Source organism: Ignatzschineria ureiclastica (assembly GCF_003121845.1).
Lineage (GTDB): Bacteria > Pseudomonadota > Gammaproteobacteria > Cardiobacteriales > Wohlfahrtiimonadaceae > Ignatzschineria > Ignatzschineria ureiclastica.
The window spans coordinates 1-11,880 of the sequence record NZ_QEWQ01000010.1 but is presented as its reverse complement, the minus strand read 5'-3'; the positions used below and the strand labels follow the sequence as shown (position 1 = coordinate 11,880).

At 39.2% G+C, this 11,880-nt stretch carries 8 protein-coding genes and 3 rRNA genes; 2 read left to right on the top strand and 9 right to left on the bottom strand.

The window, feature by feature from the left end; genetic code table 11:
• The 7 genes from DC083_RS09890 to rlmD form a co-directional block, all read right to left on the bottom strand.
• A 16S ribosomal RNA gene (locus DC083_RS09890) occupies positions 1–538 on the bottom strand; the annotation flags it as partial.
• A 652-nt stretch (positions 539–1,190) separates the two neighbouring features.
• Positions 1,191–2,003 (bottom strand): bifunctional hydroxymethylpyrimidine kinase/phosphomethylpyrimidine kinase, encoded by an 813-nt coding sequence (gene thiD, locus DC083_RS09885; RefSeq protein ID WP_109190036.1) that lies wholly within the window; start codon positions 2,001–2,003, stop codon positions 1,191–1,193.
• 318 nt (positions 2,004–2,321) lie between these two features.
• Positions 2,322–3,731, bottom strand: coding sequence for a Do family serine endopeptidase (locus DC083_RS09880; RefSeq protein WP_229822748.1), 1,410 nt, complete (start codon positions 3,729–3,731; stop codon positions 2,322–2,324).
• Between the two features lie 117 nt (positions 3,732–3,848).
• Positions 3,849–4,979: a radical SAM family heme chaperone HemW gene (gene hemW / locus DC083_RS09875; protein WP_109190035.1), complete on the bottom strand. Its 1,131-nt coding sequence runs from the start codon at positions 4,977–4,979 to the stop codon at positions 3,849–3,851.
• A gap of 170 nt (positions 4,980–5,149) precedes the next feature.
• Complete coding sequence (gene parE / locus DC083_RS09870) at positions 5,150–7,183, bottom strand: DNA topoisomerase IV subunit B (protein WP_109190034.1); 2,034 nt, start codon at positions 7,181–7,183, stop codon at positions 5,150–5,152.
• Between the two features lie 77 nt (positions 7,184–7,260).
• Positions 7,261–8,148, bottom strand: a complete 888-nt coding sequence (gene rdgC, locus DC083_RS09865; protein ID WP_109190033.1) for a recombination-associated protein RdgC — start codon at positions 8,146–8,148, stop codon at positions 7,261–7,263.
• Between the two features lie 151 nt (positions 8,149–8,299).
• Positions 8,300–9,649: a 23S rRNA (uracil(1939)-C(5))-methyltransferase RlmD gene (gene rlmD, locus DC083_RS09860; RefSeq protein ID WP_109190032.1), complete on the bottom strand. Its 1,350-nt coding sequence runs from the start codon at positions 9,647–9,649 to the stop codon at positions 8,300–8,302.
• A 226-nt stretch (positions 9,650–9,875) separates the two neighbouring features.
• Between rlmD and DC083_RS09855 the strand changes: the two genes are divergently transcribed.
• Together DC083_RS09855 and grxB are read left to right on the top strand one after the other, a co-directional pair.
• Complete coding sequence (locus tag DC083_RS09855; protein WP_109190031.1) at positions 9,876–10,235, top strand: YkgJ family cysteine cluster protein; 360 nt, start codon at positions 9,876–9,878, stop codon at positions 10,233–10,235.
• A gap of 151 nt (positions 10,236–10,386) precedes the next feature.
• Positions 10,387–11,037 carry a glutaredoxin 2 gene (gene grxB / locus DC083_RS09850; protein WP_109190030.1) on the top strand — a complete coding sequence of 217 codons (651 nt, stop codon included), beginning with the start codon at positions 10,387–10,389 and terminating at the stop codon, positions 11,035–11,037.
• A 200-nt stretch (positions 11,038–11,237) separates the two neighbouring features.
• Here the strand turns inward: grxB and rrf are convergent.
• Together rrf and DC083_RS09840 are read right to left on the bottom strand one after the other, a co-directional pair.
• Positions 11,238–11,352 (bottom strand): 5S ribosomal RNA (gene rrf, locus DC083_RS09845).
• Between the two features lie 169 nt (positions 11,353–11,521).
• Positions 11,522–11,880, bottom strand: a 23S ribosomal RNA gene (locus DC083_RS09840); the annotation flags it as partial.

Here is an 11,880-nt window from a genome sequence, read left to right as displayed (position 1 = left end):
TCCGTATTACCGCGGCTGCTGGCACGGAGTTAGCCGGTGCTTATTCTTTAGGTAACATCAGATTCAGTAGGTATTAACTACTAAACCCATTCTCCCTAACAAAAGTGCTTTACAACCCTAGGGCCTTCTTCACACACGCGGTATTGCTGGATCAGGCTTGCGCCCATTGTCCAATATTCCCCACTGCTGCCTCCCGTAGGAGTCTGGGCCGTGTCTCAGTCCCAGTGTGGCTGATCATCCTCTCAAACCAGCTAGAGATCGTCGCCTTGGTGAGCCATTACCTCACCAACTAGCTAATCCCACATAGGCTCATCTCTTAGCGCAAGGTCCGAAGATCCCCTGCTTTAAACCGTAGTCCACATCCAGTATTAGCTACCCTTTCGGGTAGTTATCCTAGACTAAAAGGTAGATTCCTATGCATTACTCACCCGTCCGCCACTCGCCACCAAAGAGTAAACTCCTCGTGCTGCCGTTCGACTTGCATGTGTTAAGCATACCGCCAGCGTTCAATCTGAGCCAGGATCAAACTCTTCAGTTTAAATCCTTAATAATGTTTTAAATCGTCAGATCTAACCCATTTACTCAATTACTGCTACTATTCCCATTATTAAAAATAGTGCTGGAATTGTTTGGTTAGACTTCTATCTTTTTGCTCTCGCAAAGCGATACAAGCCCCCATACAAACTTACTTAAGATTAATTTGTTAAAGAACGCTTAGAAACTAGTGAAAGTATTCATCACCCGAAGGTCCGTTTACTTGTTTTTCACTGCCCTAAGCAGACGAACTATACTACAGATCGAGATGCTTATTGTCAAATTTATTTTTGAAGTTTTTTAATCTTTTTTGAAATCAGTTCTAAATGAATTTTTAAAGCTTATTAAAACCAACACTGAGACTAAACACTTCTAAATCTGACCGTTTTAAAAGTTAAAATAAAAATTAAACATAACTCCCAAAACCGCTCTCTTCTCTGCCACCTCGAAAGGTGTCGTCTGAATCAAGAAGGAGAATTCTACACTCTTTTTGAGATCTTGCAAGGGTTTTTTATAAAAAAACTTAAATTATTTTCAATATTGGCCAAATAAACCATATAAACAAAGGGATAGCTTTTAACTATCCCTGATTTTATTCTCTAATGAAAATATTCTAGAACATTTCTAAAATGATCTATCTTAAAAGCTAAAAGCCTTTAATCCCCTAAGTGCTTAAAGCTTTCAGCAAAATCAAGAGTTCCCACATATTCATTTAGCGGAAAATGATGTTTCATCCCAGCTTTGATAGCATCTTTAGCCAAAACTACTGATTCCCGCTTAGAATATCCCTTGCAAAGATTCGCCGCCACATGTGCCGCAAACGTACAGCCTAAGCCATGGGTATGGTTGGTTTCAATATGTATCCCTTCAATAAGAAGTAACTCTTCCCCATCAAAATAGAGATCCGCAGAAGTCTTAGGCTCCATAACACTTCCCACATTGGTAATCGCTACCGCTTTACAACCAAGCTTCATAATTTTTTCTGCGGCTAATACCGCATCATCATAACTTTCAATCTTTTCCATTCCGGCGAGTTGCGCAGCTTCAAAAAGATTAGGAGTCGTCACTGTCGCATATTTAACTAAATTCTCTTTAATTGCACTCGCATGCTCTGGAAACAATGGTTTATCTCCTTTACAAACCATTACCGGATCAACAACTACAGGAAATTGACCTTTCAAAGCTTCTAATCGAGTTGCAACATGACTAATAATTTCAGGCGTCGGTAACATCCCTAATTTAATAGCATCAACGCCTACACCATCAATTGCTGTCGCCATTTGGGCATCAATTGTTGCAATATCAATAGGATAAACACCATGAGCCCATTTATTATCAGGATCCATAGTGACAATAACGGTTAACGCGCAAAATCCATATAGATCATGCTTTGCAAAAGTTCTCAAATCTGCTTGGATACCCGCCCCACCACTTGAATCTGAACCAGCAATTGTTAATATCTTTTTCATTATTTCCTCTATATTCTTGTTCAATAGAATTTGCGTTATCAAATTTGAATAGATTTAATTAATTTAATTAAAAATCTTATGCAAATATCTTGCGCCTATCATCTCGCTAATACAACTTATTTTAATAAAAAATTATCTTAAAAGCGCATTTTTTACATTCATTCGCACTATTCACACCATAAATAACCCATATGGTCATTACTAAATTACAGGATTTTTCAATACCCCAAAAAATAAGCGTTAACCCAGATTGAATTAACGCTTATAGAACTATTGATTAGGTTACCCAACGATTACTCAAGGGTATCTACCATCAATTTATTTTTTACTATCATCCTTACGAATAGCCAAGAAATAAGGATTACCTTGACGATTAATCAAAATACGCAACACTTTGTCTTTTTCTGTTGCTTTAATCGCTTTATTAAATGACGCAAGATCAGTCACATCAAAACCATCAATCTGCGTAATAATATCGCCCGGCATTAATCCCGCTCTCTTTGCGATACCATCTTCAACCGCAGTGATTACAACACCTTTCACTTTCGCATCAGGCTTAGTCTCTTCCACTGCAACACCTAGCCCATTTTTAGTAGACCCTTTTTTCGCTACCGTTTTAAGACCATCATCATCTAAAGCTTCAATTTTTACTTTGATTGTTTCGATATCACCATTACGAAGTGCTTCCAAATCAACTTCCTCTCCACCTTTTACTCGGCTGACTAATACCGGTAATTGACTTGATGAGAGCACTTCCTGATCGTTAAACTTCAAGATAATATCGCCCACTTTAAGCTCTGATTTATCTGCAGGGCTATCCGGTACAATACTAGCGATCAATGCACCTTTAGGTGTTTCCATATCAAACGTTTCTGCAAGCGTTGAAGTCACTTCTTGGATTTGTACACCTAACCAACCACGTGATACTTTACCATCTGTCCGTAATTGCTCGACAATATGCATCGCTAAATCGATAGGTATCGCAAAACTCACCCCCGCATAACTCCCTGTACTAGTATAGATCTGAGAGTTAATTCCAATTACTTCACCATCTGTGTTAAATAGTGGACCACCTGAATTACCGGGATTGATCGCCGCATCCGTTTGAATAAATGGCGTTAATGTATCTTTCGGTAAATTACGTCCTAAAGAGCTGATAATACCTTGAGTTGCCGTGTAATCAAGACCAAATGGGGAACCTACAGCCATTACCCACTGCCCTACTTTCAACTTAGAGACATCCGCTATTTTTACAACGGGTAATTGATCCGCTTCAATTTTTAAAACGGCAATATCTGTCTTCTGATCCATACCGACTAACTCAGCAGGTAACTCCCGGCGGTCAGCTAAATGAACAGTAATTTTATCAGCATCACCTACAACATGTGCATTGGTAATTAAATAACCTTCATCATCGATAATAAAACCCGATCCCGCACCTCTCACAATACGTTCTTGCTCTTGAGGCCCGCCATTTCCAAAGAAGAAACTAAAAGGATCATTTTCGCCAAATGGTGAGTTACCGCCCCCAAAAGGAAATCCTTGAAATGGTGACCAAGCTTGAATGGTTTCTGTTGCTTCTGTTGTGATACTGACAACAGCCGCTTTATTCTTCTCAAATAGATCACTCCAATTCGGCAATTGCGCAAATGCTTGTTGGGCGATGAGCAATAAAACGGCCGAAAAGAAGAGTCCTACTTGCTTCATATAACGATTCGAAAATTTCATCAAATTTCACTCCTTTATATTTATCCGTACAATGCAATATGAGGATGTAATTTCTTTTTTCAAGGATCTAGCAAGTGAAATAGTCGATTTTTCCTATAGAAAGTTCTATCGCTATCGTTATTCAATAAAGTTTTCTAACATCGTATTTACAAAAAGATGCCCTTTTTCTGTAGGTTTAATCATCTCACTAAAATTCTCTAAATACCCTGATTGTCGACAATCTAATAGAAAAGATTCAATCTCACTCAATGGTAAAAAAGTTCTCTCATTCCAATAGTGAGTCGGCACGCCACTCTTTAAACGTAAAGTATTTAAAAAAAATTCAAAGGGTAAGTCTTTAGGATCTATTTCTGTTTTGAATAAGCGTTCCTTCGCCGATTTTTCAATATAGGTTCTTGGATGTTTTTCCAATTGCGTGCGATAAATTGAGCGATCATTTTGCATGGTAATCTTCCCATGAGCGCCTGCCCCAACCCCTAAATAATCTCCAAACTCCCAATAATTACGATTATGTTGACTCTCTCTTCCCGGTTGAGAAAAAGCGGATACTTCATAATGCTGAAAACCCGCCTCTCGCAACAATTGATGCGCTTCGATCTGCATATTTTCAATAATCTCCTCTTCCGGTAATTCAGGCTCATACCGATAAAAATAGGTATTAGGCTCTAAGGTTAATTGATAATGAGAGATGTGCTCAGGTTTAAGTGCAATAATTTGCTGAAGATCTGATAACGCACCTGATAAATTCTGTCCGGGAAGCCCGAACATCAAATCACAATTAATATTGTCAAACCCCACCGACCGAGCAATTTCAAAAGCTCGAAGCGCTTCTCCGCTTGAGTGAATTCGACCAATTTTCTCAAGCTGAATATCATTTAAACTCTGAATACCAATAGAAAGACGATTAATCCCAATTTCTCGGTAAGCTTTAAAATATTGACTATCCACGGTGCCGGGATTAGCCTCCATTGTAATTTCAATATTGGGATCAAAATTGAGTAACTGCCGAAGCTGACTAAAGAAACGATCTAATAATTCCGGTGGCATCAAGCTTGGTGTGCCACCTCCAATAAAAATGGAATGAATCCGGCGCCCCCATACCATCGGTAAAATCTCGGTGACATCTTCAATCAAAGTCTGCATATAAGGGGCATATAATGCGCTATTATTCTTATGCGAATTAAAATCACAATAAGGGCATTTTTGAATACACCAGGGGAAATGGATATAAAGGGATAAAGGGATCATGACACAAAATTCCTTCTGATTAGCAAAATAGAGAAATCATCAACAATATAAATAGGAATACGCATACAAGTATGAGTATGAGTATGAGTATGAGTATGAGTATTGGAAATAGAGATAATAAAAAAGTGAGCTATTGCCCACCTTTTTATGACTTCATAATGATAAGTAACTTACAGTTCTTGAGAAAAGTGATTACTCTCAATCCAAGCCTTTCTCTCCTGGCGCTGATTACGCGCTAACAATTTATCAAAAACGACTAATGGATTCTCGATACGCCCCTCTTCATTAACCGCAAACTCAGCTTCTAATACTTCATCTTCTGAAAGAATAGAAAATTCTAAATCATCATTTTCAGCAGAGTGTTCTAACGATTCATTTTCACTAGAAATCGCCGAAGATTCTAACGATTCAATATCCGGGGCCACTAACTGCACTAATCGCCGAGTATCGGGACTCATTGTCGTTTCACGTAATTGTAACGGATTCATTTCCCCAAGACCTTTAAAACGCGTCACAGACTTCTGACCACGACTATTCTCATGTTTCTTCAGAATAGCTTCTTTCTCTTCCTCATCAAGTGCGTAAAAAACCTCTTTACCAATATCAATTCGATAAAGAGGTGGCAACGCCACAAATACATGACCTGCTTGTACTAATTTAGGGAAATGACGTAGAAATAGAGCACAGATAAGGGTTGCAATATGAAGACCATCTGAATCTGCATCAGCTAAAATACAGATCTTACCATAACGCAATTCATCTAATTTTTCATCATTAGGGTCAACGCCTATCGCTACAGAGATATCATGAATTTCGCTAGACGCAAGAATTTCACTTGTCGGGACTTCCCAAGTATTTAAAATTTTCCCTCTTAGTGCCATAACCGCTTGCGTGTCTCGATCTCGAGCCTGTTTTGCTGATCCTCCTGCAGAATCTCCTTCTACTAAGAAAAGCTCGGTTTCATTCACATCTGTACTCACACAATCTGCTAATTTCCCCGGTAATTTAGGCCCTTGAGATACACGTTTACGCACGACCGCCTTAGAACTTTTAAGCCTCGCTTGCGCTGTTGAGATCACCAGTTCTGCAATTGCTTCCCCTTCTTCTACGTGCTTATTGAGCCAGAGTAAAAAATAATCTTTCACAGCACCATTGATAAAGCCGGCAATACTTCGAGAACTTAAACGCTCTTTAGTTTGCCCAGAAAATTGGGGTTCTTGCATTTTTACAGACAAGAGGTAATTCAGATGCGCAAAAGTATCTTCAGCTGTAATTCGGACACCTCTAGGGAGCAAATTACGCTGTTCACAAAATTCTCGTAAAGCTTCGGTTAATCCAGACTTAAGACCATTAACGTGAGTTCCGCCTAACATCGTAGGAATCAAGTTAACGTAACTTTCGGTCATAAGCGGGGCACCCTCTTCATTCCAAGCAAGCCCCCATAATACCTCTTCGGTATCGCCTTTAAATTCCCCAAAGATAATCTCTTTAGGCAGATAATCGATCTCTTTTAATGCATCATAAAGATATTCCTCAACCCCTGACTCATAACACCAAACAGTGACAGAATCCTCTTCTCGTACCGTTTCATCAATTAAAGTGATTTTCAACCCAGCGCAGAGAATAGCTTTCGCTTTAAGTAGATCGCACAATGCTTTTTTAGCAATTTTAGGGGAATCAAAATATTTCTCATCAGGTAAAAAACGAATTTCAGTACCTGTAATATTTTTTCCAATTTTATCAATAACTTCTAATTCAGTTGCTTTATAACCATCTTTAAAAGTAATGCGATGAATAGCGCCATCTCGGCTCACCAACACTTCTAAACTTTTAGAAAGTGCATTTACGACAGAAACCCCTACTCCATGCAAACCACCGGAATATTGATAGTTATCACTATTAAATTTACCACCTGCATGTAGTGTCGCTAAAATCAGTTCCACACCACTGACTTGATGTTCAGGATGAATATCAATGGGCATTCCACGCCCATTATCCTTAACGCCTAACATTCCATCTTTATAGAGAGTAACGGTAATTTCGGTAGCATGCCCAGCAAGCGCCTCATCCACAGAATTATCAATGACTTCTTGCAGAATGTGGTTAGGACGGCTTGTATCTGTATACATTCCAGGACGTTTACGAACAGGATCTAATCCAGATAAAACTTCAATTGAACTAGAGGTATAACCTTTTTGACTCATTTTTCTTTACTCATAAAATTGAATAGGCAATATCATATATCGTGATATTACAATTACGCTAAATACCAAATAATATCTTATCGATCATAGCAGAGATTATAGAGATCCACGACAAGTGATCGAATGGTATCGACTAATAGATATCCATTCGATTGGGCAACTGCATTTTGATCATCGCTTAACTCAAGTTGCTCTTGAAACTGATCTAAGTAACGTAATCTTTTGAGAATAAAATCTTCCCCCAAAGAGAATGTTACTAAGGATTGGTAAACCAACCCTAATTTAGTCACCCCCCAGCCTTCAGTAATATTGAGCGCAATCTCTTTTGCATCCATCGGGATCCCCCGATAACGAGCAACCCCACCCTCATCCTTATTGAGCTCTTTCATTTCGATCTCTTCTAAAAATTCAAAATGTGCCGAGGGCAACCCTGACTGAACCCAATGCGTCATAATAGTCGGCATCTCGACTTGCGGTGCATAACTCGTAACAGGTAAAGAGCCAATGCTTTTACGAAGTACCGCTGTCACTAATGAGGCTCGCTTTTCACTCACAGCGTCCACTACTAGCCAATTTTTTTCTTTATCAATGTAAGCCATCATTGAACTCTGCTCAGGATAGACTTGCCCAATAAACTCATTCGTAATAATCTCTTCAAGCTCTTTGAAACGTGCTTTATCTAAAAGATCAAGGTTCTGTTCTTTCGCCCGCTTAACAACAGCGGTCTGTATCGCTCTTCTCGGTAGTTTTTTAATTTCCATACCCAGTCGAATAAAGTAAGCTCCATTGATCTCTTCCACATAATTCGCACCTTGCGAAAATGCAGGCAGCCAACCATAAGTTTCAAGCTCATCACGACCACACTCACGTAAAGGGTAAGCACTCAGCCACTCTTCTAGCTCTAATGCAGAGAACTCGATAGGTTCATCAAATTTATAGATTAAAATATTTTTAAAGGGTCTCATATCTCTACCCGCTCCTTAAAATAGGAAAAGGGGAGAAACTCCCCTTCTATCATACGTTAATGTCGCATTGCGATGATCTTATAGGTACTACTATTAATAATAATTATAGCGAAGAAATTGTAAAAATCGCATGACTATTACTAACTTTACATTAATCCTTCAGATGTAATAGCGCCATCGATTCAACATGCGCCGTATGTGGAAACATATCCATCACACCGGCTGATACTAACTCATAAGGATACTCTTTCGTCAACACTGCTAAATCCCGCGCTAATGTCGCAGGATGACAGGAAACATAGAGAATTTTCTTCGGCAATAAGGTTCCTAAATAAGGCATCATTTCCAATGCACCTGATCTTGGTGGGTCAATCAAAATGGCATCATAATGCCGATTCATCCAAGGTGCATCTTTTTGGTCTTGCGTTAAATCAGCACAATGAAATTCTACATTTGAAATTTGATTAAACTCAGCATTACGGCCAGCCCAATCAGTTAGACTCTTATCCCCTTCAACCCCAATCACATTTTGCGCTTGAGTCGCAAGTGCTAAAGTAAAGTTCCCAAGACCACAAAAAAGATCTAATACTTGCTCATCACCCTGTAGATCCAACAATGATAATGCTTGTTTAACCATTTTATTATTCATTGCAGGATTGACTTGCGTAAAATGATAAGGTTTAAAGTAGAGCGTTAAATTATCTAATAACCGATAATAGAGCGCTTGATCAGAAGCCCCTTTTTCTGTTAATGCAGTTGTCGTCGACTCATTACCTGGTTGCAAATAGATAATCAAATCGTGCTCCGCTTCAAAGGCTTTGAAGATCGCTAAATCTTCTTCAGTAGGAGCTTCTAATACCCGAAAACTTAGCGCATGCGCTTCATCCCCTACCGCTACTTCAATTTGCGGTAATTTAGATGCAATCGATAATTGACCGATCATCGTTGAAAGTGGATCAATTAAGGCATCAATCTTCTCTTCTAAGATAGGACAACGATGCATATCCACAATATACGGCGTTAAGCGCTCTCTAAACCCGACTAGAACCCGCTCTTTTGCCGGTACATGTTTCACGCCTAATCGTGCTTTATAACGATAATGTTGTGATTCACCTCGGAGATTAGGTAACTGTTGGTATTCTGTCAATCCGGCTTGACGAGAGAGATTACTTCTTAATTGCTCAGCTTTAAAATCAATCTGACGATCTGCATCTAAGTGCTGTAATCGGCAGCCCCCACAAATACCATAAACATCACAAAATGGTTCTACTCGATCTTTTGAGGGCACTAATACTTCTGTAGCTTGTGCTTCATCATACTCTTTTTTAACTTTAGTATAGATCGCAATGACCTCTTCTTGAGGTAATGCTCCATCTACAAAAACCACTTTTTCTGCCACTTTGGCAACACCACGACCATCATGTGCTAAATCATGAATGGTAACTGTAATAGGTTCAGTTGGAACGCGATTACGGCGCCCTCTTCTAGGATTTCTACTCACAATGACCTCATATTCTATTTTTTAGAATAAGAAGTTTATCACAGCCTCGGCAAAAGGGGAAAAGTCCCGATTATTCTTTCTACTGAAAGCATAAAAAATGAATTCTCATCGCAAGAAACTCTAGTTTATTCAATATTGTTTTATCAAATTACGCTATCATGAGAACTCATATAATTTACATCTTTCCTTACTAATCCTTTCTAGAAAGTAATATCAAGGACACACCATGCAATCTCAAAATACTCTCTTCTTCCCTTGTACTGCATGCGGTGCGTGTTGTAAATATCTCCATCTAGCAGAAGAACTCCAAGAATTTGATCGAGGAGATGGTACCTGCATTCATCTTTTAGAGCCTAGTAACCGCTGTGCAATTTACGAAACTCGTCCTGATATTTGTAATATCCAAAAGCAATATCAACTCCATTATAAAGAAACACCTTGGACTGAATTTGTTCAAGAAAATCTACAAATATGCGAAGCTTTACAACTAGATCAAAAAGCAAAAGCACGATTTGCAGACAGTGATGCAGAAATTAGAAGATCAAGTATTAATAGCAATGATTACAATGATATTAAAGGTGAATAGATCTCTCAGAGTCGCGATATCACTAAAAGTTTGTTATGCTGAAATAGGTTGCGATTATCACTTATAATTCAAATCATTATAATACTTTTCATTAAAGTGGTTTTTATTGTGGTAATTTTCATTAAACACTACTAATTTACTAGAGGTTAAGATGAAACTATATGTATTTGATCATTGCCCATTCTGCGTTCGAGCGATGACTGCAGCGGGGTTAAAGCAAAATTATGAGATTCCATTAAGTTATATATTAGAAGATGATGCCGAAACTCCGATAAAAATGATCGGAAAACAGATGGTACCGATTTTAGAATATGAACCTGGGAAATTTATGCCTGAAAGTTTAGATATTGTGCATTATATAGATCAACTTGATAATACACCATTCTTAACAGGTCAACAGAACCCATTTATCGAACAGTGGGTTAATCAGCATTTCGGTACAGTAGGGACATTTATGATGCCACTTTATGCACAAATGGATTTACCAGAAATTGCGACCGATTCCGCTCGTAAGGCCTATATTGAGCGCCATGAAAAAAGTCACGGTAGCTTTGCAGCACTGTTAGCAGAGTCAGATCAAATAGCTCAAAAAATTGAAGATGCACTTACCCAATTAGAGCAAGAGATCGATATTCAGCACTTAGAGAATCAACAATATTCTCTCGATGATATCCTTCTTTTCCCTATTCTTCGAGCGTTAACCGGCGCAAAAAAAGTCACTTTACCAACAAAAATCGCTCAATACACCCAACTACTTTCAGAGCAAAGTGGCATTGCGCTTTTCACAGAACAGGCGCAATAAGAGACTCTCTTTTATAGTAAGATCAGCTCAAAATAGGTTCATTTAAATGCCAGCACATCAGCTGATCGAGGCAAGGAAGCTATTCTACCCGGCATCTTGCAAGTGCTGTTAAAAACCATTTTTCTTAAACCAAACTCTTTCATTTTTTTCCCTCAAAAGAAAAACCCCTAGTTCATTGAACTAGGGGTCTCTTGATTAAGCCCTGGAAATGACCTACTCTCACATGGGAACTCCCACACTACCATCGGCGCTGCTACGTTTCACTTCTGAGTTCGGGACGGGATCAGGTGGTTCCATAGCGCTATTGTTTCCAGGAAAACTGGTTTGTGTTTGAAGTGCCGATGCATCTCTGCATTCTATATCGCACTCCACTCACGAATAAATTTGATTAGTTGGTGAGTAACAGCAAGTACACTGTATTCTTCGTTTTAACTTCGGAAACGTTCATGTCTCATTGTAAGACAAATTGTCTAAGACCTATTATATGGTCAAGCCTCACGGTCAATTAGTATTGGTAAGCTCAATGCATTACTGCACTTACACACCCAACCTATCAACGTCGTAGTCTTCGACGGACCTTCAGAGGGGTTAAACCCCTAGGGAAATCTTATCTTGAGGAAGGCTTCCCGCTTAGATGCTTTCAGCGGTTATCCCGTCCGTATGTAGCTACCCGGCTATGCCATTGGCATGACAACCGGAACACCAGAGATACGTCCACTTCGGTCCTCTCGTACTAGAAGCAGCTCCTCTCAAATTTCCAACGCCCACGGCAGATAGGGACCGAACTGTCTCACGACGTTCTGAACCCAACTCGCGTACCACTTTAAATGGCGAACAGCCATA